The organism is Bifidobacterium dentium JCM 1195 = DSM 20436, assembly GCF_001042595.1.
GTDB lineage: Bacteria > Actinomycetota > Actinomycetes > Actinomycetales > Bifidobacteriaceae > Bifidobacterium > Bifidobacterium dentium.
On record NZ_AP012326.1, the window covers coordinates 1,166,550 to 1,192,966 of the forward strand.

The 26,417-nt window shown below is 59.0% G+C and carries 23 protein-coding genes and 1 tRNA gene; 18 read left to right on the forward strand and 6 right to left on the reverse strand.

Translation table 11 applies throughout. The annotated features are described in order from the left end of the window. Nucleotides 1-47: 47 nt before the first annotated feature. The 6 genes from sufB to BBDE_RS05035 all read left to right on the forward strand — a co-directional run bounded on the left by sufB (nucleotide 48) and on the right by BBDE_RS05035 (nucleotide 6,074). Nucleotides 48-1,502, forward strand: a complete 1,455-nt coding sequence (gene sufB, locus BBDE_RS05010) for a Fe-S cluster assembly protein SufB (protein ID WP_126622086.1) — start codon at nucleotides 48-50, stop codon at nucleotides 1,500-1,502. Between the two features lie 5 nt (nucleotides 1,503-1,507). Then, on the forward strand, nucleotides 1,508-2,731 hold the full coding sequence (sufD, locus tag BBDE_RS05015; protein ID WP_003840336.1) for a Fe-S cluster assembly protein SufD: 1,224 nt from the start codon (nucleotides 1,508-1,510) through the stop codon (nucleotides 2,729-2,731). A gap of 19 nt (nucleotides 2,732-2,750) precedes the next feature. Further along, complete coding sequence (gene sufC, locus BBDE_RS05020; protein WP_003840334.1) at nucleotides 2,751-3,530, forward strand: Fe-S cluster assembly ATPase SufC; 780 nt, start codon at nucleotides 2,751-2,753, stop codon at nucleotides 3,528-3,530. Continuing rightward, nucleotides 3,527-4,801: a cysteine desulfurase gene (locus tag BBDE_RS05025; RefSeq protein ID WP_012902113.1), complete on the forward strand. Its 1,275-nt coding sequence runs from the start codon at nucleotides 3,527-3,529 to the stop codon at nucleotides 4,799-4,801. Before sufC ends, BBDE_RS05025 begins: the two co-directional genes overlap by 4 nt. A gap of 6 nt (nucleotides 4,802-4,807) precedes the next feature. Further along, a complete protein-coding gene (gene sufU / locus BBDE_RS05030; RefSeq protein WP_003840330.1) occupies nucleotides 4,808-5,359 on the forward strand; it encodes a Fe-S cluster assembly sulfur transfer protein SufU in 552 nt (183 codons plus the stop codon). Between the two features lie 124 nt (nucleotides 5,360-5,483). After that, nucleotides 5,484-6,074, forward strand: a complete 591-nt coding sequence (locus tag BBDE_RS05035) for a metal-sulfur cluster assembly factor (RefSeq protein ID WP_003840329.1) — start codon at nucleotides 5,484-5,486, stop codon at nucleotides 6,072-6,074. Nucleotides 6,075-6,207: 133 nt separating this feature from the next. Here the strand turns inward: BBDE_RS05035 and glgC are convergent, their stop codons facing one another. The 3 genes from glgC to BBDE_RS05050 all read right to left on the reverse strand — a co-directional run bounded on the left by glgC (nucleotide 6,208) and on the right by BBDE_RS05050 (nucleotide 8,610). Next, nucleotides 6,208-7,452 carry a glucose-1-phosphate adenylyltransferase gene (glgC, locus tag BBDE_RS05040; RefSeq protein ID WP_003840326.1) on the reverse strand — a complete coding sequence of 415 codons (1,245 nt, stop codon included), beginning with the start codon at nucleotides 7,450-7,452 and terminating at the stop codon, nucleotides 6,208-6,210. 148 nt (nucleotides 7,453-7,600) lie between these two features. Next, nucleotides 7,601-8,467, reverse strand: a complete 867-nt coding sequence (locus tag BBDE_RS05045) for a TrmH family RNA methyltransferase (protein WP_012902114.1) — start codon at nucleotides 8,465-8,467, stop codon at nucleotides 7,601-7,603. Nucleotides 8,468-8,523: 56 nt separating this feature from the next. Further along, nucleotides 8,524-8,610, reverse strand: a tRNA-Leu gene (locus BBDE_RS05050). Nucleotides 8,611-8,730: 120 nt separating this feature from the next. Between BBDE_RS05050 and BBDE_RS05055 the strand changes: the two genes are divergently transcribed. The 6 genes from BBDE_RS05055 (at nucleotide 8,731) to era (ending at nucleotide 14,108) form a co-directional block, all read left to right on the forward strand. Beyond that, complete coding sequence (locus BBDE_RS05055) at nucleotides 8,731-9,528, forward strand: 16S rRNA (uracil(1498)-N(3))-methyltransferase (RefSeq protein WP_012902115.1); 798 nt, start codon at nucleotides 8,731-8,733, stop codon at nucleotides 9,526-9,528. 75 nt (nucleotides 9,529-9,603) lie between these two features. Beyond that, nucleotides 9,604-9,939, forward strand: coding sequence for a histidine triad nucleotide-binding protein (locus tag BBDE_RS05060; RefSeq protein ID WP_003840321.1), 336 nt, complete (start codon nucleotides 9,604-9,606; stop codon nucleotides 9,937-9,939). Between the two features lie 43 nt (nucleotides 9,940-9,982). Next, nucleotides 9,983-11,125, forward strand: coding sequence for a PhoH family protein (locus BBDE_RS05065; protein ID WP_003840319.1), 1,143 nt, complete (start codon nucleotides 9,983-9,985; stop codon nucleotides 11,123-11,125). After that, entirely contained in the window at nucleotides 11,115-11,660 is a 546-nt protein-coding gene (ybeY, locus tag BBDE_RS05070; protein ID WP_003840318.1) for an rRNA maturation RNase YbeY, read from the forward strand. The genes BBDE_RS05065 and ybeY overlap by 11 nt, the downstream gene beginning before the upstream one ends. Nucleotides 11,661-11,692: 32 nt before the next feature. Then, on the forward strand, nucleotides 11,693-13,114 hold the full coding sequence (locus BBDE_RS05075; protein WP_012902116.1) for a hemolysin family protein: 1,422 nt from the start codon (nucleotides 11,693-11,695) through the stop codon (nucleotides 13,112-13,114). After that, nucleotides 13,107-14,108 (forward strand): GTPase Era, encoded by a 1,002-nt coding sequence (era, locus tag BBDE_RS05080; RefSeq protein ID WP_003840314.1) that lies wholly within the window; start codon nucleotides 13,107-13,109, stop codon nucleotides 14,106-14,108. Before BBDE_RS05075 ends, era begins: the two co-directional genes overlap by 8 nt. 218 nt (nucleotides 14,109-14,326) lie before the next feature. Here the strand turns inward: era and BBDE_RS05085 are convergent, their stop codons facing one another. Then, a complete protein-coding gene (locus BBDE_RS05085; RefSeq protein ID WP_012902117.1) occupies nucleotides 14,327-16,363 on the reverse strand; it encodes an AMP-dependent synthetase/ligase in 2,037 nt (678 codons plus the stop codon). 247 nt (nucleotides 16,364-16,610) lie between these two features. On the opposite strand from BBDE_RS05085, the gene BBDE_RS05090 reads away from it, so the two are divergent. Genes BBDE_RS05090 through BBDE_RS05100 form a run of 3 tightly spaced genes read left to right on the forward strand, consistent with a single transcriptional unit; the run spans nucleotide 16,611 to nucleotide 19,514 of the window. Beyond that, complete coding sequence (locus tag BBDE_RS05090; protein WP_012902118.1) at nucleotides 16,611-17,756, forward strand: NAD(P) transhydrogenase subunit alpha; 1,146 nt, start codon at nucleotides 16,611-16,613, stop codon at nucleotides 17,754-17,756. A gap of 9 nt (nucleotides 17,757-17,765) precedes the next feature. After that, complete coding sequence (locus BBDE_RS05095; protein ID WP_003809446.1) at nucleotides 17,766-18,071, forward strand: NAD(P) transhydrogenase subunit alpha; 306 nt, start codon at nucleotides 17,766-17,768, stop codon at nucleotides 18,069-18,071. Continuing rightward, on the forward strand, nucleotides 18,072-19,514 hold the full coding sequence (locus BBDE_RS05100; RefSeq protein ID WP_003840307.1) for an NAD(P)(+) transhydrogenase (Re/Si-specific) subunit beta: 1,443 nt from the start codon (nucleotides 18,072-18,074) through the stop codon (nucleotides 19,512-19,514). 90 nt (nucleotides 19,515-19,604) lie between these two features. On the opposite strand, the gene BBDE_RS05105 is transcribed toward BBDE_RS05100, so the two are convergent. Together BBDE_RS05105 and BBDE_RS05110 are read right to left on the reverse strand one after the other, a co-directional pair. Next, complete coding sequence (locus BBDE_RS05105) at nucleotides 19,605-20,855, reverse strand: MFS transporter (RefSeq protein ID WP_003840306.1); 1,251 nt, start codon at nucleotides 20,853-20,855, stop codon at nucleotides 19,605-19,607. A gap of 107 nt (nucleotides 20,856-20,962) precedes the next feature. Continuing rightward, nucleotides 20,963-21,631, reverse strand: coding sequence for a TetR/AcrR family transcriptional regulator (locus BBDE_RS05110; protein ID WP_003840304.1), 669 nt, complete (start codon nucleotides 21,629-21,631; stop codon nucleotides 20,963-20,965). 185 nt (nucleotides 21,632-21,816) lie between these two features. Here BBDE_RS05110 and BBDE_RS05115 point away from each other — a divergent pair, with 185 nt between their 5' ends. The 3 genes from BBDE_RS05115 to BBDE_RS05125 all read left to right on the forward strand — a co-directional run bounded on the left by BBDE_RS05115 (nucleotide 21,817) and on the right by BBDE_RS05125 (nucleotide 26,402). After that, on the forward strand, nucleotides 21,817-23,880 hold the full coding sequence (locus tag BBDE_RS05115; protein WP_012902119.1) for a glycoside hydrolase family 31 protein: 2,064 nt from the start codon (nucleotides 21,817-21,819) through the stop codon (nucleotides 23,878-23,880). Nucleotides 23,881-23,882: 2 nt separating this feature from the next. Further along, nucleotides 23,883-24,908, forward strand: coding sequence for a LacI family DNA-binding transcriptional regulator (locus BBDE_RS05120; RefSeq protein ID WP_003840301.1), 1,026 nt, complete (start codon nucleotides 23,883-23,885; stop codon nucleotides 24,906-24,908). A gap of 153 nt (nucleotides 24,909-25,061) precedes the next feature. Then, nucleotides 25,062-26,402: an MATE family efflux transporter gene (locus BBDE_RS05125; protein WP_033489687.1), complete on the forward strand. Its 1,341-nt coding sequence runs from the start codon at nucleotides 25,062-25,064 to the stop codon at nucleotides 26,400-26,402. Nucleotides 26,403-26,417 lie beyond the last annotated feature (15 nt).

Consider the following 26,417-nt stretch of genomic DNA (forward strand, 5'->3'; position numbering starts at 1 on the left):
GTACGGTGGCAGAAAACCAAGCGCCTAACGCCGCGGCTGACGTGGAGATGAGTCAGTATGTGGCTGATCGTTCGCGTGTGAACGAAGACAAGATCAAACAGGATGATGAAATCATCCAGCAGTTCGGTGACTACACCTATGGCTGGCATGATACGGACTTCGCGGGCGAAGCGGCGAAGAAAGGCATTGACGAGAACGTGGTACGTGCCATTTCCGCCGATAAAAACGAGCCGGAATGGATGTTGGAGAAGCGACTTGAGGGGTATCGTGACTTCATCAATCGTCCGATGCCGCAATGGGGCGTCGATCTGAAGGATTGCGACGCGGACGATTTCAAGTACTACGTCAAGCCGATCGACAAACAGGCCACGACCTGGGACGAGCTGCCTGAGGAAATCCGCAGCACCTATGACAAGCTGGGCATCCCGGAAGCCGAAAAGAGCCGCCTTGTTTCCGGCGTCGCCGCACAGTACGAATCCGAAGTCATCTACAACTCAATCCAGAAGGAGCTTTCGGATCAGGGCGTGATCTTCGTCGACACCGACACTGCCGTGCAGCGGTATCCGGAAATCGTCAGGAAATACTTCGGTAAATGCATTCCGAGCAACGACAACAAGTTCTCGGCGCTGAACACCGCCGCATGGTCGGGCGGATCGTTCGTATACGTGCCCAAGGGTGTGCATGTCGACATCCCGCTGCAGGCTTATTTCCGCATTAACACGCCGAATATGGGCCAGTTCGAGCGTACGCTCATCATCGCCGACGAAGGCTCCTATGTGCATTACGTGGAAGGCTGCACCGCTCCGATCTACTCCACCGACTCGTTGCATTCCGGTGTGGTGGAGATTTTCGTGGAGCCGCATGCCCGCGTGCGCTACACCACCGTGCAGAATTGGTCGAACAACGTGTACAATCTGGTGACCCAGCGTGCCTACGTACGTGAGGGAGGCACTATGGAGTGGGTCGACGGCAACATCGGCTCCAAGGCCACCATGAAATATCCGGCCTGCATCCTCGCCGAACCGTACGCCAAGGCCAGCACCATGTCCCTGGGATTCGCCGGCAAGGGGCAATATCAGGATACCGGCGCGAAGATGATCCATCTCGCCCCGCATACCAGCTCCACCATCGTAGCCAAGTCGATTTCCCGCGGCGGCGGCCGTTCCGCCTACCGTGGGCTGGTCAAGATCGTCAAGGGCGCGGAGGGCTCCTCGAACTCGACCGTGTGCGATGCATTGCTGGTCGACGAATTCAGCCGTTCCGACACCTACCCACATGTGGACGTACGTGAGGATGACGTGTCCATGGCGCATGAGGCAACCGTCTCCAAGGTCTCCGAAGACCAGTTGTTCTATCTGATGAGCCGTGGCCTTTCCGAAGACGAGGCCATGGGCATGATCGTGCGTGGCTTCGTGGAGCCGATCAGCCGCGAGCTGCCGATGGAATACGCACTCGAGCTGAATCGACTGGTGGAACTGCAGATGGAAGGATCGGTGGGCTGATCACCATGGCACAAACTCAGGAAATCAACATTCCCGTCGCGGATCCGAACGATTCGTATGCGAATCCGGCGGCCATGCCGTCCTCGGCCGACCGCGCGCCGCGCTCCTTCGACGTGGAGGCCTTCGCCAAGCCCGATCGCACCCAGGAGGATTGGCGTTATACGCCGGTTGAACGTGTCGAGGAATTCTTCGACACGTTCCAGCCTTCCGGCGATACCGAAATCTCCGTCAGCATGATTGACGGAGCGCCATTGGCCGATGGCGCGACCTTCGAGCGGGTCGCATTGGGCGATGCCGGTACCGGCATCGTCTCCGAGCCGAATGACCGCGTCTCCGCCGTGGAGTGGAATTCCGGCAAGCAGGCGACGGTGCTGAAGCTCGAAGGTGAGATCGAACAGCCGGTACTGGTCAAAGTGCACGGCAATGGCTTTGATATGGACGCCTTCCATCTGGTCATCATCGCCGCGGACCATGCGCATGCCGATGTGGTCGTGGAACATGACGGCGACGCCCGCATCGCCGAAGGCGTGGAAATCTCCACCGGCAGGGATTCGCACATCTCCACCACGTTCATTCAGGAGTGGAACAAGGGTTCCAAGCAGGTCGGCAATCAGCGCATTCACATGGGGGAGGGCGCCTCGTTGCGTCATTCCGTGGTGACGCTCGGCGGCGACGTGGTCCGCATCCGCATGGATCAGGACTTCGGCGGCGAGCAGGGTGATCTCAACATGCTCGGTATCTACTTCGTGGATCCGGGCGAACACATCGAACATCGCACCATGATCGTGCACAACCATCCCGAATGCAGAAGCCGTGTGGTCTATAAAGGTGCGCTTGACGGCAAGGATGCGCACTCCACATGGGTGGGCAATGCCCTGATCGCGCCGACCGCGCCGGGCACCGATTCCTATGAGCTCAATCGCAATCTGGTGCTTACGCCGGGCGCGATCGCCGATTCGGAACCGAACCTCGAAATCGAGAATGGCAATATCATCGGCGCGGGCCATGCATCGTCCGTCGGACGGTTCGACGATGAGGAGCTGTTCTACCTGCAATCCCGCGGCATTCCGGAGGTCGAGGCACGCAAGCTCGTGGTTCGCGGCTTCTTTGGCGAACTCGTCGAGGAGATCGGCATTCCCGCCATCTCCGAGCATCTGATGACCGTCATCGACAGGCGTCTGACACGCGGCGAAAGCGACGCGATGGCGCAGGTATTGGAAGAGAAGTAAGGAATCGTAGGAGCATAACATGTCAACTCTTGAAATCAAGGATCTCTATGCGCACGTCGAAACCAAGGATGGCATCAAGCCGATCCTCAAAGGCGTGAACCTGACCGTCAACTCCGGTGAGACCCACGCCATCATGGGCCCCAACGGTTCCGGCAAATCCACGCTGGCCTATACGTTGGCCGGCCATCCGAAGTACATCGTCGATTCCGGCCAGGTATTGCTCGACGGAGAGGATATCCTCAAGATGACTCCGGACGAGCGCGCCAAGGCCGGCATCTTCCTCGCCATGCAGTATCCGGTCGAGGTTCCGGGTGTGTCCATGACCAACTTCCTGCGCACCGCCAAGACCGAAGTCGACGGCAAGGCACCGGCCATTCGCACGTGGACCAAGGAACTGACCGAAGCCATGAAGCGTCTGAGAATGGATCCGAAATTCGCCACCCGCTCCGTGAACGAAGGCTTCTCCGGTGGCGAGAAGAAGCGTGCCGAAGTACTGCAGCTCGAACTGCTCAAGCCTAAGTTCGCCATCCTTGATGAAACCGACTCGGGCCTTGACGTCGATGCGTTGCGCATTGTCTCAGAAGGGGTGAACCGCGCCAAAGAGGCCAATCAGTTCGGCATTCTCATGGTGACGCACTACACCCGAATCCTTAAGTACATCAAGCCTGACATCGTACATGTGTTCGCCGCGGGACATTTCGTCAAGACGGGTGGTCCGGAACTTGCCGATGAACTCGAAGAGAAGGGCTACGACGCATATCTGCCGGAAGGCGCCGATTCCGAAAGCGCGCTGGCATGACGGATTTTGCATCGATCCGTGAGGAATTCCCGATTCTGGACCAGCAGATTCACGGGCATCCGTTGGTGTATCTGGACTCCGCCGCGACCTCGCAGAAACCGCAGTGCGTGATTGACGCGGAGGCGGAATTCTATAGGACGATCAACGCCGGCGTGCACCGCGGTGCCCACGAACTTGCCGCGCGCAGCACCATGGCGTTCGAGGAGGCCCGCGCCAAGATGGCCCGGCTGGTCGGCGCCAATGCGGCGGAAGGCGAGGAGGAGGTCGTCGTCACCTCCGGCGCGACCGCAGGGCTGAATCTGCTGGCCACGGCCTTCGGCAATGCCTCGCTCGGTCGTGGAGGAGCGGCGGCCAAACGCTTCGCCCTCAAGCCGGGTGACGAGATCGTGGTGTCCAAAGCCGAGCATCATTCGATGTTGCTGCCATTCCAGGAACTGGCGGCCCGCACCGGAGCCAGCCTGAAGTGGTTCGATTTGGACGATGAGGGTCGTATCCGTTCCGATAGCACCGACGAGGTGATTACCGAACGCACGAAAATCGTCGCCGTCACGCATGTGGGGAACACCACCGGTGCCATCACCGATATCGCACCCATCATCAGGCGTGCGCATGAGGTAGGCGCGGCGTTCATACTTGACGCATGCCAGTCCGTACCGCATCTGAAAGTCGATTTCCATGCTCTGGATGTCGATTTCGCCGCGTGGAGCGCACACAAGATGTACGGTCCGACCGGTGTCGGCTTTCTCTATGGCAAGCGGGACATGCTCGAAGCCCTGCCGCCGGCGAATTTCGGCGGATCCATGGTGGAACTCGCATGGATGGACCAGGAAGCGCGGTACATGGAACCTCCGGCACGTTTTGAGGCCGGTACCCAGCCGGTCGCCCAAGTCGTGGCCGCGGGCGTGGCCGCTGATTGGTTGATGTCCATCGGCATGGAGAATCTCGAAGCGCATGAAAGGACCATCACCGACGAACTGCTCGCGCTTGGCGACATCGAAGGTGTCCGCATTCTTGGACCGCGCAGCAATGAGCGTCGCATCGGCACGATCGCGTTCGAGGTGGAGGGCGTGCATCCCCATGATGTCGGCCAGTTCATCGATGCGCAGGGCATCGCCATCCGCGTCGGCCACCACTGCGCGCAGCCGGTGCACCGGCATTTCGGCGTGTATGCTTCCAACCGTGCGTCCAGCGGCATCTACAATGCCGTTGAGGATGCGCAGGCGCTTATCGAAACGGTGAAACAGGTCCGTCCGTTCTTTGGAGTTAAGTAAACCAGTATGAATGAATTTGCAATGTCCGGCGACGATCTCGAGCAGATGTATCAGGAAGTCATTCTTGAGGCGGCCCGTGATCCGCACGGCAAGGAGCATTTTGCGCCTGATCTGGCGTCGGAAAACGCCTCGCAGGCAGGGGATACCATTGTACAGGCGAGTCACGAGTACTGCACGCCCGGCGAATCCCACCAGTTCAATCCGACCTGCGGCGACGAAGCGACCGTGCATGTCGAGGTTTCCGACAACGAACCTCACACTATCGAGCGTCTGGTATGGGACGGCCACGGCTGCTCCATTTCGCAGGCCAGCCTGTCGGTAATGGTCGACCTCGTCGAAGGCAAAAGCGTCGACGAAGCCATGCATCTGGCCGATACCTTTCATCGGTTGATGGAATCACGAGGCAAAGGTCTTGACGATGAGCATGCCGAGGAGGAATTGGAAGACGGCATCGTATTCCAAGGTGTTTCCAAGTATCCGATGCGCATCAAATGCGCATTGCTCGGCTGGGAAGGCATGAAGGATTCCGTGGCCAAGGCTTTGGCGGCCAAGAGCTGATACGGCGGCACGTCGGCGTCCCCGGTGGGGCTGTGTTCGGCGATGAACGAAACGCCGATGACAAACCCGCCCCCGAAGCGATAATCTACTCAACAGCATTATCCGTGAGTGTAATGGAGCGACAATGAGCGAAAACCTGGTGCCCGAGCCGCAGGCCTCCGTGTTTGATTCCGTGGCCAAGGCTTTGGACAATGACGAAGACGCTGCGCGTCGCGTCATGCTTAACCCTAATCTGGCCAAAGGATTCAAGGATGGCAAGCCGGTGGAAGTCGAACATAAGGAGACTCCGCAGCAGGATGCCTGCGGATGCGGTGACCATGCCGGAGCTTGCGGCTGTGAAGACGGGCAGGATGACGGGATCTCGCTGAAGGCTTTCGACGAGATCGGCCGCGCGACCGCAGCCGATGTGAAGGAGGCCCTGCACCAGGTCATCGACCCGGAACTCGGTATCGATGTGATTGATCTGGGATTGGTCTATGGCATCGAAATCGATGAACTTGGTCGTGCCATCATCACCATGACGCTGACTACGCCGGCATGTCCATTGACCGATCTGATTGAAGACGAATGCGCCAGCACCTTGGCAGGTCTGGTCGAGGAATTCCGCATCGATTGGACCTGGCAGCCTCGCTGGACCATGGAGAAGATTACGCCGGAGGGCCGCGAGCAGCTGGCGGCCATCGGTTTCAGCTTCGATAATCTGCCGAAATACTGATTGTTCGCCGGTGATTTCCGGAACAATGTGATTGCGTTGCGGCCTGTGCCATGATGCAATGGTTTGTGCAGATGAAGAAAGGCGTGCTCCCGATTGGTTCGGGAACACGCCTTTTTGTTCGTGTTGCGGAGCGTCAGTCGTCGACGACAGTGCCCTTCGGAACCACGGTGATGCCGTCCGGCGTGACCGTGAAGCCACGGGCCAGATCATGCTCGGTATCGATGCCGACGGTCGAATTTTCGGTCAGCACGACATTCTTGTCGAGAATGGCCTTGTATACACGTGCACGACGGTTGATGGTCACATTGTCGAACAGAATCGAATCGACGACCTGCGACCACGAGTGGATGCGCACATTCGGCGACAGTACGGAATGATGCACCTCGCCACCGGAGACGATGACGCCCGGGGAGACGATCGAGTCGGTGGCATGACCCAGACGATCGCGACCGGCATGGACGAACTTCGCCGGCGGCAGGTTGCCGGACAGCGTATAAATCGGCCATTCGGTGTTGTACAGGTTGAATTCGGGCACATAGGAAATCAGGTCCATATGTGCATCGTAGAACTGCCTCAACGTACCCACATCGCGCCAGTAGGCGTGATCGGTCGGCGTGGCCCCCGGAATCTCATTGGAATTGAAATCATAGACGCCGGCCTCATGGCGGGCCGCGAAGTACGGGGCGATGTCACCGCCCATGTCATGCTTGGTGTCCTCGGCCTTCTCGTCAAGCGACAGGGCCTCGAACAGAGCATCGGTGTTGGCTACGTAGTTGCCCATGGAAGCGAGGATGGAATTCGGGTCATCCGGCAGACCGGTGGTGGTCTGCGGCTTCTCCTGGAAGCTCTTGATCATGTTCGGATGCTCCGGGTCGACCTCGATCACGCCGAACTGGTTGGATTGGCTGATTGGCTGACGGATGCCGGCCACGGTGAACTCCGCGCCGGAATCGATATGCTGCTGCACCATCTGCTGGAAGTCCATGCGGTACACATGATCGGCGCCGACGATGACCACGATGTCCGGCTGTACGTCCTCGATGATGTTGATGGTCTGGTAGATGGCGTCAGCGGAACCCAGATACCAGTGCTTGCCAAGTCGCTGCTGAGCCGGCACAGGGGAGACGTAGTTGCCCAGAAGCGGCGAGAAGCGCCACACCGTCGAAATATGGCGGTCAAGCGAATGTGACTTGTACTGGGTGAGCACGACGGTCTGCATGTAACCGGAATTGACCAGATTGCTCAACGGGAAATCGATCAGACGGAACACGCCGCCAAACGGAACGGCCGGCTTGGCCCTATCCCGGGTCAGGGGCATTAGACGCGTGCCTTCGCCACCTGCAAGTACGATGGAAAGAATTTTCGGATTCTTCGCCATGAGAACTCCTCTCTTAGAGCGTCATATCGACACCGCACAACTTCGTTCGGAATGCTTCTTCGCAAACCGCCTACGCACACAATAATTGCATATTTTCTGCAACTTGCAAGGCATTCGCCCCGCGAGTCTCGAACTTTTTCAAGACTTTTCAGCGAATTGCGGTTGAATAGAAAGCCACGGCGCTCGAAGCCGCCACGTTGAGGCTGTCCACACCGTGGCTCATGGGAATCTTCACGGTGAGGTCCGCACGGGATATCGTATGATGCGACAGGCCATCCCCTTCGGTGCCGAAGATCAACGCCAGCCTGTCGATATGGTCGGTCTCGGCCGGCCCGTTGTTGAGTCTGCGTACCAGTTCGTCCAGGGAGACGGAATCATCCTCCAATGCCATGGCCACGGTGGTGAAGCCAAGATCATGCAGTTCCCGCATGCCGGTGAATGGCCAGTAATGTTTGTCATCGCCGCCGATGCGGGTCCACGGAATCTGGAACACCGTACCCATCGACACACGTGCGGCCCTTCGATACAGCGGATCGCCGCAGGAGGGGGTGACCAGCACGGCATCGACATCAAGGGCCGCGGCCGAACGCATCAGCGCACCGACGTTCGTGTGGTCGACGATGTTCTCCATCACCGCGATGCGCCGCGCCCCACGGCATACCTCTTCGACGCTCGGCAGGGTCCAACGCCTCATGGCGGCCAACGCGCCACGGTGCAGACGATAGCCGGTCAGCCGCTTGAGCTGTTCCGGAGACGCCACATACACGGGAATGTCTCCGCCCCAATGTTCGTCGATGCAGACGAAGGTCCGAGACATGCCATCGATCCACGGTTCCTCGACCAGCAGTGAGATCGGCTCGCGTCCGGATGCCAAGGCGCGGTCGATCACCTTGGGTGATTCGGCGATGAACAGTCCCTTGCTCGGCTCCAACCTGTTGCGCAACTGGATTTCAGTGAGATTGGTGTAGGCGGCGACACGCTCGTCGTCGATGGAATCAAGATGGATAAACTGCATTTCGCCGGCTTTCGCTAGATACAAGAAAACCCCTTGTTTCCAAGGGGTTTATCCGGTGTCCGGAGCGGGACTTGAACCCGCACGCCTGTATAAATAGGCACTAGCACCTCAAGCTAGCGCGTCTACCATTCCGCCACCCGGACAGGTGCTTGTTGCTCGCGGCAACGAATGAAAACTATAGCAGCTGATTTCAGCCGTGCAAGTCTCGGCGTGTCGCTCGATTGTCGCCGGCATTGCATGGGGTGATGATAGGCTCGGGAGCTATGACTGAAGCCCTTTTCCTGCTTGATACGGAACATGATGACGTGCCGGTGAACAGCGACGAGCTCAATGCCGGTTGGAAGTTGACGTTGCCCGCTTCGGTACGACGTCATGCGATTCAGGCCATGCGTTTGGAGGACGGCGACGAACTGCAGCTGTCCGATGGCAAAGGGCTTCGCATTCATGCCGTGTTGCGTGATGCGCAGCAAGGCATAGCGGAAGTGCTGCGATTCGGCAGGGAATCCCAGCCGACCATCAGGCTTGCATTGGTGCAGGCATTGGCCAAGACCGGCCATGACGAACAGGCCATCGACACCGCCACGCAGATCGGCGTGGATGAGGTGATTCCATGGCAGGCCGACCGTTCCATCGCCAAGTGGAAAGCGGGGCGCACGGACAGGAAGTGGCGTCAGGTACTGGTCGCGGCGACGGAACAGTCGCGTCGTTCTTGGTCTCCCGAATTGGGGGAGTGCGTGACCAGCAAGCAGGTGGTCGCCATCTGCAGGCGCGCCTGCGTGCACGGGGACTTGGTGATCATTCTGCATCAGGATGCCACGAAAACCTGGATTCAAATCGAGCAGGCCATTGCCGGTCTGTCGGATAAGTGCCTGGAAGACGGCCGTCGGCGTACCATCTATGTGGTGGTCGGTCCGGAGGGCGGCATCAGCGATGCCGAAGTCGCTTCCTTCACCGAGGCCGGCGCCGAAGTGTGCGTGTTGGGGAACAACATTCTGAGGGCTTCGACGGCGGGGCCCGTCGCGTTGTCGTTGCTTGCCCGCGCGCTGGGTCGCTTCGCGTGACGCCGCTGTATGGGGTTTATCCCGGTTGGGCAATAGCATGGAGGCAAAGGTTCGCAAACGAAACGAAGGAGCGTCATGAGCGATTCGGATTGCCTGTTCTGCAAAATCATTGCCGGTGAGATTCCAAGCGAAAAGGTGTATGAGGATGACACCACCTATGCGTTCAGGGATATCAATCCGAAAGCCAAGGTACATGTACTCATCGTGCCGCGTGAGCATTATGCGAACGTCGCCGAACTGGCTGCCGATGATGCCGATCAGCTGGCGCATATGGTCAAGGTCGCGCAGCGGATTGCCGACGACGAATTCCATGGTGACTACCGTCTGATCTTCAACACCGGTCTCGATGCCGGCCAGACCGTATTCCATGTGCACGCCCACGTGCTGACCGGTGAGAAGCTCGACGAATAGTTCCTGTTCCGCTTTCCGACGTCAAAACATAAGAAGAGGTTTTGTGGCTACCACTACACGTACCATCACGATTCCCCGGCAGCTCGATCCGGTGACGGTTCTCGGCCCGATCGACGAGGTGCTCCGCGAAGTCGAAAGGGCATTTCCCGATCTGACCATCATCGTGCGGGGCGATCGCATCGCGATCATGTCACGTTCCAAGCAGTCTGAGGCGCAGGCGGCGCAGGCCGAAGATGTGCTCGCCGACATCATTCAGGCCGCGTATACGGCTCCGATGGATGCCGATACCGTGCGGCGCATGCTTGACCAGAACGTACTGAAGAATTCCGTGCGGCAATCCCATCCCGGACACGGGCGTGTGGTGGAGGAGTTGCGTCTGCAGAAGCATGCGCAGGGCGCGGCCATTGCCCGTGACGAAACCGCCGATCGACGTAAGCCGCATGTTCCGGGAGTCATCACCTTCGCCTTGGGCAAGCCGGTACGCGCGAAGACAGCCGGGCAGATCGCCTATGTCAACGCCATCGAATCGCATACCATCACCTTCGCCATCGGTCCGGCAGGCACCGGCAAGACCTATCTGGCTGTGGCCAAGGCCGTGCGAGCCTTCCAAGATCGGCAGGTGCGTCGCATCATTCTGACGCGACCGGCCGTGGAGGCGGGAGAGAACCTCGGCTTCCTGCCCGGCACATTGAACGAGAAGGTCGACCCATACCTGCGCCCGTTGTACGATGCGTTATCCGACATGCTTGGGGCCGACCAGCTGAAGCGGTATATGGATGACGGCGCCATCGAAGTCGCTCCGCTCGCCTACATGCGTGGACGCACGCTCAACGATGCGTTCGTGATTCTCGACGAGGCGCAGAACACCACGGAACAACAGATGAAGATGTTCCTCACCCGACTTGGTTTCAACACCAAGATGATCATCACCGGAGACGTGACGCAGGTCGATCTGACCGTGCCCAAGTCGGGACTCGCCACCATCGAACGCATCCTGGACGGCATCGACGACATCGCTTTCGCCCACCTTCAGCCGGAAGATGTGGTAAGGCATGCCTTGGTAGGCAAAATCGTCGCGGCCTACGACCGGCATGCGGCCATCGCCGGAGATCACAGCAGACAGGGACGCAGGCACGGCAACGAGATCGAAACAACCGAAAGGAACGAACACGCCGATGAGCGTTGAAGTCACGAACGAAACCATCTGGCAGGTCGACGGCAAGGTCTTTTCGAACCTCGGCGTCTGGGTGATGGACCAGATGCGTGTCAGCACGCAGTCCGACCTGACCATCATGTTCGTGGATCCCGATCCGATCGCCCAGCTGCACATGCGCTGGATGAATCTCGAAGGTCCCACCGATGTGATGAGCTTCCCCATGGACGAACTGCGACCCGGAGACGGGCGGACCGTCATGGAAGGCGTGCTCGGCGACATCGTAATCTGTCCATGGGTCGCAGCGCAGCAGGCGCTCGCAGCCGGCCACAGTACCATGGAGGAAATGATGTTGCTGACCATCCACGGTATTCTGCACCTGCTCGGATACGATCATGTGACCCCGGAGCAGGAACGTCAGATGTTCGGTCTGCAACGGCAACTGCTGCTGACGTTTTTCGCACTCCGGCAGGGTGTCGGCGCACAGGCGACATTACCCGCCGGCGCATCGGATGCGCTTGCCGAATGGGACCGTGAGCATGGTTCCGGCCGGCAGATCGCCAAATAGCCCATGCAGGCATAGTGGGAGGAACGACAACCATGGAAGGCATGACCATCGTCATCATCGCCGTGCTGATTATCGTGGCGTTGCTGCTGGTATGGCTGTCGCTGTCGATGGCGGCAACCGAAGGTGCGGTGGCGCGTGTAACCAGGGCCAGCCTGAACAATCTCATTCTTGAGATTCAGACGGACTCCGAAATCTCGCCATTCATCAGGGGCAAGAAGATCAAGCGCATCCATAAGGTGCAGCGACTGGTTTCCGATCGATACGCGACGGCAGGATCCTGCGCGTTCTTTCGTATCACCTGCAATGTGCTCGACGGCGTGCTAGTGGCATGCATCGCGGTGATGTTCGATGCACCGTTGTGGTCCGAGCTGCTATGCGGATTCGTCTTCGCGTTGATCGTGGCCGTGATTTCGTTGCTGGTGCGTCCGCGTAGCGCGGGAGCGTCCAAGCCTGTGGACATCATGCTGCAACATGCCAATGCGGTGTCGGTCGCGACCATGCTGACGCCATTCGCCAAAATCGGAGGGCAGCAGGATTCCAAGCGCCGTAATGGCGACCTTTCCGACGATGAGGAGTTGGAGAAGATTCAGCTCGAACAGGGACGTGCAACCATCGACCGCTTGGTCAAAGCGAACGATTTCGATCCAGAGGTTTCCGAAATGCTACGCAATGTGCTCATGCTCTCGGAAACCCTGACCCGCGAAATCATGGTGCCTCGCACCGATATGATCTGCGTCGAACGAGACGAGACATTGGAGAACATGCTGAAACTCTGTTCCCGTTCCGGTTTCTCCCGGGTGCCGGTCATCGGCGACGACGTCGATGACCTGGTAGGCATCGCCTATCTCAAGGATGCGGTACGGGCGACCGCCTTCAATCCGGCTGCGCTGTCCCGCGATGTGGAATCGATCGTACGCGATCCGATGCTGGTGCCGGAATCCAAGCCGGTCGACGATTTATTCCATCAGATGCAACGCACGCGTCAGCATGTGGCGGTCGTGGTGGACGAGTATGGCGGCATCGCCGGTTTGGTCACCATCGAAGACACCATCGAACAGATCGTGGGCGAGCTCGAAGACGAACATGACCGCACCCAACATGCCGAACCCGAAAGACTGGGGGAGAAGAAGTGGAGCATGCCGGCCCGTACCACCATCGCCGATCTTGAGGAGATCTTCGAAATCGACATCGATGAGGATGATGTCGACACGGTGTACGGCCTGTTGACCAAGCTGTTGGGACGCGTGCCGATCGTCGGCGCATCCGCGGTGACCCGTGGCCTGAGACTGACTGCGGTGGACTCCGCCGGACGGCGTAAGAAGGTGTCCACCATTGTGGTGGAACCGGCGCACGTCGAGGGCGTGGACGAAACTGAACACCAGAACGAAGAACCGAACGACGCTGCCGATCAGGCGTCGAGTAACGACAAGAATTCCAAGGACAAGCATGACTGACCCACACGATATGACCGACTCCACCTCCATCTCCGCGGATTCCGCAGCGCCTGTCCCATATCGTTCCGGATTCGTCGCCGTGGTCGGACGTCCGAATGTGGGCAAGTCCACGCTTATCAATGCATTGATCGGCACGCAGATCGCCATCGCGTCATCCCGTCCGGAAACCACGCGTAAGGCCATTCGAGGCATTCTCACCACCGATAACGCGCAGATCGTGCTGGTGGATACCCCTGGCATTCATCGACCCCGTACGCTGCTCGGCCAGCGTCTCAATGACGTGGTCGACGAGTCCCTGGCAGACGTGGATGCCATCGCGTTCCTGTTGCCGGGAGATCAGGAGATCGGCCCCGGCGATAAGCGTATCCTCAGCCGACTGCGTTCCGAATTCGCGGCGAAGCGCGATGACGGCACGTTCAAGTGGAAGGTGCCTTTGATCGCCATCGTCACCAAAATCGACGAGCTTTCTCGTGAAGGGCTGATCAACAAACTCATCGAAATCAACGAATTCGCTGATTTCACCGATATCGTGCCGGTCAGTGCGCTGAAACACGACAATCTGTCCGAAGTCAGGAACGTGCTTGTGGAGAACATGCCGGAAGGCCCACAGATGTACCCCGCCGAGCAGATTACCGAGGAACGTCCGGAAGACACCATCGCCGAACTGGTGCGTGGCGCGTTCCTTGAGGAGTTGGACGACGAGTTGCCGCATTCGCTGGCCGTGGTCGTGGATTCCATCGAGTATCCGGAAGACAACGAGAGTGGCATGGCCTATGACGGCAAGGCGCAAGTGATCGTATCCATCTATGTGGAGCGTGATTCGCAGAAGCCGATCATTATCGGCAAGGGTGCGGAGCATCTGGTACGTGTCAAGAAGAAGCTGCGCACTCCGGTCAACCGCATCGTCGGCCAGAAGGCCCGGCTTGACCTGCATGTCAAGGTCGCCAAGGGCTGGCAGTCGGATCCTAAGCAGCTCGAGAAGCTGGGCTTCTGATCTGCTTCGTGGCGCTCGGATAACGTGTCGCCTACTACTGAAGAATGTCGTTTCGCGCGGGAAACATGGTGGTGGTCCGCACGAAACGACATTTTGCGATACGACAATGTCGTTCCGCCGCGATTCTTTTCATGTTTTTCGCGGCGGAACGACATTGCAGGGTGATCGTCATGTCGTGAAGGCATCCATCATGACGATCACAACATGATACGAAGTGATCACTTCTTCTTGGTGTACATCTGCGTATTGAGCAGGGTGGAATAGCGCTTGATCACCTTCGGACGGATCACCTTCATGGAAGCGGTCATCAGACCGTTTTCCTGAGTGAACTCCTCCGGTAGGATGATGAATTTACGCACGGATTCGGCGCGGGATACGCCCTCGTTGGCCTGGTCGACCCACTTCTGCACTTCAGCACGTACCGCCGCATTGTTCGCGGCTTCCTCAAGCGGCATGTCGCGGTTGAGCCCCTTGCTTTCCAGCCACGGACGAAGCGACTCCTCATCCAGCGTGATCAGTGCGGAGATGAAGGGGCGCTTGTCGCCAAGCACCAACGCCTGCGACACGAACTCACAACGCTGAATGACCTCTTCGATCGGGCCGGGGGAGACGTTCTTACCGCCTGCAGTGATGATCAGGTCCTTCTTACGACCGATGATATACAGGAAACCATCATCATCGATGCGGCCAAGGTCGCCCGTGGCGTACCAGCCGTCTTCGACGAAGGAATCCTCGGAAGCCTCCTCGTTCTTGTGGTAGCGCGGGAACACGGCGGTGCCTCTGACCTGAATCTCGTCGTCTTCGGCGATACGCAACTCAAAGCCGGGGAACGCGATGCCGACGGAGCCTTGATGGTACGGTACACCCACCGGATTGAAAGCGCATGGCGCGGTGGTCTCGGTCAGACCATAACCCTCATATACCGGCACGTTTGCGCCGCGGAAGAACGCCATCAGTTCCGGATCAAGCGGAGCGCCGCCGGCTACGATCCACTTGGCGCGGCCGCCGAGCACTTCGCGCAGCGAGGCATAGACCATCGGGTCGAACGCCGCTCGACGTGCCTTGGCCAACGCTCCGGCCTTGCCCTTGGCGCTGACTTCCTTCATATAGTTCTGCGCGGCGACCACGGCCGCGGCGAACGCCACGCCCTTGGCACCGTGACCGGCTTTCTGGGATGCGGCGTTATACACCTTCTCCAATACACGCGGAACCACGATCATCACGGTCGGCTTGGCCACCTGCAGGTCGGTGATCAGCGTCTTGATGCCCTGCGCGATGTAGATGTGCAGCTGGCTGGCCACGCAAATGTAGTTGATGGCACGTGCGAAGGAGTGCGCCTGCGGCAGGAACAGCAACACGGTGTGCCTGCTGTTGCGCAAGAGGTCGGGCATGTATTCCGGCAGGTTCAATGCGGTGGTGCAGTAGTGCTCGTGCGTCATCTCCACGCCCTTGGGGGCCGCCGTGGAACCGGAAGTATATACGATGGAACACAGATCGGTCTTGTGAACGGAATCAATGCGTTCGTCAAGTTCTTCGTCGCTTACGACGGAACCGTATGCCTTGATCTCATCCAGGCCACCGTTTTCGAAACATACGATATGCTCCAGCGTCGGGCACTCATCTTCCGCACCATCGGCCTTGTCGCGCATGTCCTTGGTCTCGACAACCAGCAGACGGGCATCGGAATTGTTTACGATGTTACGAATTTGCTCGGCGGAATCGGTATCGTAGATGGTCGCCAGCACGCCGCCGCAGGCCATGACCGCCGCGTCGAAGATATCCCACTGATATGAGGTGCGGCACATGAACGCCACACCGTCGCCTTTCCGCAGGCCGTAGTGCAGCAGACCCTTTGCGGTTTCGCGGATTTCGGCAAGGACCTCGTTGCCGGTCTTGGTGATCCACTCGCCGTTCTCCTTATAGGTATAGAGAGGCTCGTCACCCATGCGTTCGGCGCGATCCGCGTAGATGTCGTAGATGGACATGCCATCATCCAACGGCGGGTTGCCTTCCGTTTTCGTGGTCAGCAGGCCCGTTTCGGGGTCAAGGAAGGTCGTTGACAGGAAATTCTGCCCCCATTGCGCGGTATGAGGCAGATCGATATGGTCGTCGGTCGAGACGAGGGTGTCGGGATCGTTGTAATCGGGGGTGTTGCCGGAGTCGTCGCTGACCGGATGGACGAAATCACCTCCCAGACGCAACGCCTTCTGCGTGAGATTGGCGGCTTGCTTGCTTAACGAGGTGATGACAGACACGTAACGCTCCTTGGCCCTACTTACAATATATGACTTGGTATCTGTGTAGGAATGATAATCCCTCAACCGCGACACGTCACCTTACGGTAGCGTAAGGAAGTGTTATGATTGCGTCGTTTTGGGCCATATCCGACAGATGCCTCATATTCGACAGATGAAATTTCGCTCCGGGATAGGTGTGACCTACGTTACACTGTTGCGCTGTATCTGTTCAATAGATTTCTTTAACGAGGAAGAAAGGGCACCTATGGCTGAAACACCAGAAGCCACCGTGGCCTTCGGAGTGCTCAACGAGACCTCCGAACACGAGTCCCGTGTTGCTCTGACACCGGATATCGTAACAAGATTGCGTAAGGCAGGCGTTACATGCCTGATCGAATCCGGTGCGGGAGCCGCATCGCATTACGTTGATGCGGATTATGTCAAGGCCGGGGCACAGGTCGTCTCCGCCGCCGACGTGATTGCACGCGCCGATGTGCTCGGTTTTGTCGATCGCCCAAGCAATGAGCTGCTGAGCCGCGTGAAGAGGGGCACGTGGGTCATCGGCATGCTCGGATCGTTCACCGACGCCGATTACGTGGCCGCACTTGACAACGCCGGCCTGGTCGGCGTCGCCATGGAAAAGCTGCCGCGTCAGCTGAGTTCGGCTCAGTCCATGGACGAGATGACCTCGCAGAACTCCGTGATGGGCTACAAGGCCGCCATCGTCGCCGCCGACGCGTACGGCTCCTTCCTGCCGATGATGACCACCGCCGCCGGCACCATACGACCGGCCAAGGTACTCGTCCTGGGTGCCGGCATCGCCGGACTGCAGGCCATTGGCACCGCCAAGCGTCTTGGCGCGGTCGTGACCGCGTATGACGTCCGTCCGGCTTCCAAGGGTGAAGTCGAATCGCTGGGCGCTAAATTCCTGGATCTTGGTCTTGATTTCTCCAAGGGGCAGGGCGAAGGCGGCTACGCCCGTGCGCTGAGCGCCGAGGAGCAGGCCCAGCAGCAGGCCGCCGTCGACCAGAAGGCCGCCGGATTCGATATCGTCATCACCACGGCCAAGGTTCCGGGACGTAAGCCTCCGGTCCTGCTGACCCGCGCCGGTGTGGCGGGTCTGCACCGCGGTGCCGTGATCGTCGATTGTGCCGCCAGCGATCTGGGCGGCAATGTCGAGGGTTCGGCCGTCGGCACCCAGGTGACCGAAGGCGGCGTGACCATCATCGGTGCGCCATATCTGGCAAGTGGCGTGGCCACCACCGCATCCAACCTGCTGAGCCGCAATGTGGCCGACGTGCTCGCGCACTTCGTACGTGATGGCAGGCTCGTCATCGATCTCAATGAGGAACTTGACAATGCCATGGTCGTCGCCGGCCGCGGCGAAGAAGCCAAGAAGGAAGAAGAGTAAGGAAGAACGATGGATATCGTCGTTGCAATCACGCTGTTCGTCCTCGCGCTGCTCATCGGCGTAGAGGTCATCGGCAAGGTACCTGCCACCTTGCACACCCCGCTCATGTCGGGCGCCAACTCCATCCATGGCATTGTCATTGCCGGCGTCGTCATCGTCGCCGCGCATGCCACCAGTCCGCTCGCCTGGGTATTCATCTTCCTAGCCGCCGTGCTGGGCACCATGAACGTCGTAGGCGGTTACGTGGTCACCGACCGCATGCTGGAGATGTTCAAGTCCGATAAGGGCAAGAAGAAGGAAGAGGAGGCCAAATAAATGGGTACTCTGGCCGAAATGCTGAGCACTCCGCTCGGTGTCGTCGAATGGTTCGTCTACCTGCTGGCCGCCGTGATGTTTGTCATCGGTCTGCATCTGATGAATTCCCCGAAGACCGCTCGCAAGGGCAACATGGTCTCCGCGATCGGCATGGCCATGGCTGTCGTCATGGCGTTCATCGTGCTGTTCGCGGGTGAGGTCTCCAACGGATTCAAGCACTCCGTGGCCGTAGTCGTGCTGATCGTAGGCATTGTCATCGGTGCCGTCGCCGGCGTGGTCTCCGCAAAGAAAGTGCAGATGACCGACATGCCGCAGCTGGTCTCCGTGTTCAATACCGTAGGCGGTGGCGCCGCGGCGCTCGTGGCGTTGAACGACATCCTGACCTCCGATGGCGCTCCGTCCCTCGTGGTGCTGATCACCGCAGGTCTGGGCATCGTCATCGGTTCCGTCACGTTCTCCGGCTCTCTTATCGCAGCCGGCAAGCTGCAGGGCATCAAGTTCATCAAGAAGCTCACCCTGCCGGGCAAGAGCGTCTGGAACGTCGTGTTCATCATCCTGACCGTCGCCTCCTTCGTAATGCTGTGCGTGCAGCCGGAACAGCGTCTGCTGTGGTCGATTCTCGCCACCGTGTTCGCTCTGTGCTACGGCCTCGTCTTCGTCATCCCGATCGGTGGCGCCGATATGCCGGTCGTCATCTCCGTGCTCAATGCATGCACCGGTACCGCAGTGGCCATGTCCGGCCTTGCCATCAACAACATCGCCCTGATCGTGGCCGGCGCCCTCGTCGGCGCGGCCGGCGTGACCTTGTCCATCGCCATGTCCAAGGCCATGAACCGTCCGTTGCTGTCCGTGCTGGCCGGCGGTTTCGGCGGATCCAGCTCCGTCGCCGCAGGCGAAGGTCCGGAGGGCACCATGAAGGAGACTTCCGCCGATGATCTTGCCGTGCAGCTGGTCTATGCCGAGAAGGTCATCTTCGTGCCGGGCTTCGGTCTGGCCCAGGCTCAGGCGCAGCGCGAGCTCGCCGATCTTGGCGTCCTCCTCAAGGACCATGGCGTCGAGGTCTCCTATGCCATCCACCCGGTGGCTGGCCGTATGCCCGGTCATATGAACGTGCTGCTCGCCGAAGCCAACGTGCCGTACGAGGAGCTCGTCGATCTGGATGACATCAATCCGCAGTTCCCGCAGGCCAATGTCGCCCTTGTCGTCGGCGCCAACGATGTGACCAATCCGGCCGCCCGCAAGCCGGGCACCCCGGTCTCCGGCATGCCGATCCTCGACGTGGACAAGGCGCAGAACGTGGTGGTCATGAAGCGTGGCCGTGGCACCGGTTACGCCGGCATTCAGAACGAGTTGTATTTCGAAGACAACACGCAGATGCTGTTCGGCGACGCCAAGGCGAGCCTGCAGGCCGTCATCGCTGCCGTCAAGGAACTGATCAACTAGCATCATAACGAAGCGTTATCCGCTTGGGGATGCATATGCCGATCATGCAAGGTCCTCCCCCTAGGGGGAGGACCTTGTTGTATCTGGGGGCTATGACTCGAGCTCGTCGAACATCGGACGCGCCATTGCGGCGAACGGCAGAATCGCCAGTGACGAACCCAAGAGGATCAGACAGACTGGCAGGCATCCGTGCAGCCAGCCGTATGCCATCTGTCCAAGTGGTTGGGAGCATGTGGCCACGGAGGTGACCAAGGCCATCACTTTGCCGGTCATGGATTCCGGGGTCTTGAATTGGATGGTCGGAAACGTGATGAGGTTCAGGAAATCAACGGCGACCATGCCAATCGCCAAACAGCCGGTGAGTACCAGCAGTCGCGTCCATGCATCGACCGGCATCATGAACGAGATGGCCGGTGGCAGGATCAGAAGACCTTCAATGCATAGCGAAAGAGAGGCATGCCGGGGCCGTAGGCGCGTTGCGCATACCCCGGCGACGAACGTGCCGATGAGGCCCGCAATGCCGACGATGCCGTCGCAGGTGCCGTAGACGGCAGCGTCGAAACCGAGCGTGTTCCGTACGATGAACGGGAAACTCACCGAACTGAAACCGACCAGAATGAAATTCAGCCACGCACACAGCGCAATCAGTCTCAGTAGTGCCGGTTGCTCGCGAATCAGGAACAGGAAGGCGATTCTCAGGTCGCCGATAGGCGAAAACGGCTTTTCCCCGTCAGACTCGGCACGTGGGGATTCGAGATGGATGCGGCATTCGACGAGGGCCGCCACTGCGAAGCAGAGCGCGGTAATGGTCATCATGAGACGGATGCCGAAGCATGCATACAAGATACCGCCTATGAAGCTGGGAATCAGATTGCTGAGCTGCTGCACCTGATTGATGACGGCCATGCCTTGCCGCAAGGTCCCTGCGCCATAACGTTTGAACATCTGAGGGAGCGCCGCCTGTACGGTCGGCGTCTCCAAAGCGTCCAGAACGGCCAAGGTGATCTGCACGCCCGCAATGACGGTGATGCTGAAGCCTACCCGGGTGATCCAGATCAGCGAGAGAACGGTGACGATACCGGATAATACATCCAGCCCCACCATCATGGTGCGTCGGTTGATGCGATCGGCCAGTACGCCGCCAAAAGGGCCGATGATGATCGTCGGGATGACGGAAACCGCAAGTACCGTCGCGAAGGCCGTCGGGGAACCGGTCGCATCCAGCACCCACATCGACATGGCGAATCGTAGCATGGTGTTGCCGAATAGCGAGATGCCTTGACCTGCGACCAATGCAATGAACGTAGAGGTAAGTAGAGGGGATCGGGTTTCTCTGAACATGGAGGACCTTTCTGGTGAGGATGTGATTGATACCGACCGACGGTATGTATCAATGAGAAGGCGAAACGCATTGCGTCGAAGGATAGGCTGAGTGGCGTTTGCGGCGACTATGGTTCGGCGATGTGCTCCGGTTTTGCGTTGAGCATGGCGATCCCTTTCGCCAGGGCGTCGATTTCGGGGGAATCGGGATCGAATAGCGGCAGTCCGATCGCGGTGAGCATGGTCAGGAGGCATCGGATGCGGTGTTTCAATTCGTCCGTAGTGGCTGGATAGAACATCGGTGCAAGCCAATAGTTGGACAGCAACGCCAGTAATTCGGCCGCCTCTCTTGGATACTGCGTGGTGATGGAACCGTCCGTGATGCCATCTTCGATGCATTGACGGAACATGTCGGCATTCGTGGTTCGCCAGTACTTGAGGTTTTCGGACAGCATCTTCGGGTCGTTAAGCAGGGGAAACGCATCTCGCATGAGTAGCATGTGCTCCTGGTCGGTGGCGTTGGCAAGCAGCCAGTGCTGAATCTTCTGCAGTCCGTTCAGGGAATCGTCGTCAAGCGGTAGGGTGGCGTTGACCCGTGCGGTATCGACTTCGGTAAGTGCGTAGAGAATGGCGGCCTTACTGGGGAAGTGGTGGTAGATGGCGCCCTTGCTCAGGTCGCCGAGTTCGTTGATGATGTCTTGGATGGAGGTGCGCTCGTAGCCCTGCCTGGCGAACAGCGTTCGTGCGGCGTCAAGGATGCGCTGACGTGTTACTTCGGGGTGTGCGTTGCGTGCCATCTGCCACCTGCCACATGATTGATCGGTGATGTTGGCACAATTATACATACCAGCGGTCGGTATTGATGACGAAGGCATTGTCCGAGGTGCGGAAGAATGGGACACGCAAAATTGTAACGCTACAATTGTAGCGCTACAATTTTATGGTGACAATGAAGTGCGTGCGACTGGTAAGGAGCAACATCATGACACGCGAAAACACCGGAGTTACTTTCACCATCGACGATGACGCATTGAACTGGACCGGCGACGGCGAATATCTTCGTATCGAACCGTGGGGAACGAACAGCGTGCGCGTGCGTTCCAGGCTCATGCAGCCTGTCATCGATGCCGATTGGGCGTTGCTGGAAGCGAAGGCCGACCCGCAAGAAGTGAAGATCGCCATCGATGGCAATCGAGCGGAATTGACGAACGGACTCATAACGGTACGGGCCGAACAATATGAACAGTCTGCGGATGTCAGCATCTGCCGATTAACGTTCCTCAACACCGAAACCGGTGAGAGTCTGCTACGCGAATGCACTGATGGCGGTGCATTGCGTCTGCGTGCACGCGCGCACAATCCGCGTATGGACGGGGCGGAATCGCCCACCGTCATGTTCGAAGCGAACGCGGGTGAACATATCTACGGCATGGGCGAATACCAGCAGCCGGTCATGGACCTCAAAGGCTCCACTTTGGAACTGGCGCATCGCAACTCCCAAGTGTCCATCCCGTTTATGATTTCCAGCAAAGGGTACGGATTCCTGTGGCACAATCCGGCGGTCGGTTCCGTGACCTTCGGCAACAACCGCACCGAATGGAAGGCGGGAGTCGCGGACCAGATCGACTATTGGATCACTGTCGGCACCAATGCGCAGATTGAAAACCAGTATGCCGACGCCACCGGGCATGCTCCTGTCATGCCCGAATGGGGTCTCGGTTTCTGGCAATGCAAACTGCGTTACTGGAATCAGGAGGAACTGCTGAACGTGGCGCGTACCTTCAGGAAGAAGCGCATTCCGATCGATCTGATCGTCATCGACTTCTTCCATTGGCCACTTATGGGCGACTTCCGCTTCGACGAGGAATTCTGGCCCGATCCGAAGGCCATGGCCGACGAGCTGCACGAAATGGGCATCAGACTCATGGTCTCCATCTGGCCGCAGATCGACCTGCAATCCGAGAACTACGACGAGATGCGACACCACAACTACCTCGCCAAAACCCGCCAAGGCAAAGACGTGGGCATGTGGTGGCCGCGTGATAACCAGTTCTTCGACGTCACCAATCCGGCGGCACGTGACTTCGTATGGGAATTATGCCGTAAGAACTATACCGATCTCGGCGTCGACGCCTTCTGGCTTGACGAGGCCGAACCGGAGTGGGGCGGTGACTATGATTACGCGCACTACCTGTATCACATCGGACCGGTGGGCAAGGTCGGCAACGTGTATCCGCAACTGTACAACAAGACCTTCTACGACGGACAGCGTTCCATCGGCCGCGAGGGCGACATCGTGAACCTCACGCGTGCCGGATGGGCGGGCTCGCAGCGTTACGGATCACTCATCTGGTCGGGTGACGTGCACTCCACCTTCGAGGACCTGAAGGCGCAGATCACCTGTGCGATCCACATGGGCGCGGCCGGCATTCCATGGTTCACCACCGACATGGGCGGCTTCAACTATGGCGGTCTGGACGACGAGGAATTCAAGGAGCTGTACGCACGTTGGTGCGAATTTTCCTGTTTCTCGCCAGTCATGCGAAACCACGGCAATCGCGTGCCCTACACCAAAATCGAAGGCAGGCCGACCGTCGACCGTATCGGCAATCCCATCGACCACATCACCACCGGTGCCGATAACGAACCGTGGAGCTATGGCGAAGACATCGAAAGGCTGATGGTCAAGTACATCAACCTGCGCGAGGCCATGCGTCCCTACACGCGCCAGTTGTTTGCGGCGGCGCATGAGAGCGGCCAGCCGCTTGTGCGTGGTCTGTTCTTCGATTTTCCAGGTGACAACGAGGCCGCAAACATCGCCGACGAATACCTGTTCGGGCCGGATCTCCTGATAGCGCCCGTCACCGAATCCGGTGTGCGCTCGCGTAAAGTGTATTTGCCGGGTGGACCGGAAACGACTTGGATGAACCTGCACGACGGCAACAGTCACGAAGGTGGGCGGACCGTCACCGTCGAAGCGCCGCTCGATGTGATTCCGGTATTCGCGCGCAACGGCGCCGATCATGGGCTGAACGGTATGATCTGACCATGACTACTTTGGATGATGTGGCCCGCCTTGCCGGGGTCTCCCGCATGACGGCCTCCAACGCGATGCGCGGCAAGGCGATTGTCAAACCTGAAACCGCGGCACGCGTGCGGGCGGCCGCGGCGCAACTCGGCTACCGACCGAATCTGGCGGCACGACAACTGAGTTCCGGCAAAAGCCACATCATCGGCGTCACCATCTCCGATTTCGATCTGATCTTTCCGGCCGAGCTGGCCGCATGCGTCTCCGACATCGCGCAGCGTCATGACTATCAGACCGTACTGCAGCAAACCCGCTTCTCCAGCGACTTCGAAAAACGTATGCTATCCAGTGCGGCCATGCAGGTGTGTGACGGTACCATCATCTGCTGGCCGAGTGGCACGGATGCGCCGATCGTCGAATTCGGCAAGACCCATCCGCTGGTGGTCATCGACGGATTCGGACTTCGGGGAAGCGTTGACTGTGTGTTCACGCCATGCTTCGAAGGATCCGCGGCAGCCATCCGGCATCTGCATGCGCATGGGCGCTCGCGGATCCTTCTTCTCGGCTTGTGGCCCAACGGGCTCGAGCGGCTTGAGACGGCGCCGAACTCCGCGGCGTTGCGATTGCAGGGCTCAATCGAGGCGCTGGACGAACTCTCGCTGGACTGTAATCTTGCGAAGAATGCGGTTCCATGTGCATGGAACCGGCAAGCCGGATACGAAACCATGCTTCGCGTACTCGGTGAGCGCAATGACTTCGACGCGGTGTTCTGCGCCACGGATCCAATCGCCATCGGTGCCATGCGCGCACTTGTCGAATGCGGCCTCAGCGTGCCGGACGATGTCGCCGTCATCGGCTTCGATGGTCTGGAGGATGGCGCCTACACTAACCCCGGATTGACCAGTGTGTCCGTCAGCCCGCAGGATATGGCGGCGGCAAGTCTGGATATGTTGTTCGGCAGGATCGAGTCCGATTCGGAAGTGATTATCGAGCCGCGATCGGTGACGGTCGATTTTCACATCATCGAACGAGGCAGTGCGGAGTAGATGCGGAAATCAGCCGCGTCGTAGCGATTTCCGCATGCTGTGCCGCTGAGAATATGTGTCACATAGTGGGCATGCAGGGGCGCCCGAATTGACTGCATGACTGTTGAAGGGGTTAGTCTGACTGCTGGAAACCATGACGGTCAAGAGGGGTATATGGAGAAGAATCTGACTAGCGGCAGCGTGTTCAAAACCATCGTCACGTTCGCCTTGCCGTACCTGCTGTCGTATTTTCTGCAGACGTTGTACGGCATGGCCGACCTGTTCATTGCGGGACAGTTCATCGGCGTGGATGGCATCACCGCCGTTGCGAATGGCAGTCAGGTGCTCTACATGCTCACCGTCGTCATCGTCGGGCTCGCCATGGGCGCCACCGTGACCATCGGTCGGACGGTAGGTGCGAACCGACTTGACGATGCCGCCGAGGCCATCGGCAACACCATCACGTTATTTGCCGGCGTCGCGCTTGTGCTCACCGCCGTGCTGCTGCTCAACGTGCAGGGCATAGTCACGCTTATCGGCACTCCCGCCGAAGCGGTCTGCGGCACCACGCAATACCTGGCAATCTGCTTCATCGGCATTCCGTTCATCGTCGCCTACAACATCATCAGTTCGATTTTCCGTGGTCTGGGCGACTCGAAAAGCCCCATGTACTTCATCGCGGTGGCCTGCGTCTGCAACATCGCGCTTGACTATCTGTTCATGGGCCATTTCCGGCTTGGACCGTCCGGCGCGGCGCTCGGCACCACACTCGCGCAGACCATCAGCGTGATCGTGGCGTTCGCCGCCATCCGGCACAAGCGAACGGGCATACGCCTGCATGCGGCGAATCTGCGTCCGCGGCGCGATGTGCTTGGCGGCATTCTCAAAATCGGCGTGCCGACCGCGGTGCAGGACGGCTGCATCCAGGTCGCGTTCATCATCATCACCATCATCGCCAATTATCGCGGTCTCAATGATGCCGCGGCCGTCGGCGTGGTCGAAAAGGTGATCAGCATGCTGTTCCTCGTACCATCCTCCATGCTTGCCACCGTTTCGGCGATATCCGCGCAGAACATCGGCGCAGGCAAACCGGAACGTGCAATACGAACGCTCAAATACGCCACGGCGATCACCGTGGCGTATGGCATCGCCATCTCCGTCGTCGTGGAATTGACCGCAAGCTCCATCATTGGTCTGTTCACCACCGATGCCACCGTGATCGTGCTGGGCGTCCAGTACATTCGCAGCTACATCGTCGACGCGATCTTCGCCGGCGTGCATTTCTGTTTCTCCGGTTTTTTCGCCGCCTGCGGACGTTCGTATATCGGCTTCATCCACAACATCATCGCCATCACGTTGGTGCGCGTGCCCGGTTCATACCTGGCGTCGAAGATGTTCCCGCACACCTTGTTCCCGATGGGTATCGCAGCGCCGGCCGGCTCGCTCCTGTCCGTGTTCATCTGCCTCGGCTTCTACGCATGGCTCAGGCGCCGAAGCGTACTTGAGGCGAAATAAAGGCCCGGAAAACGA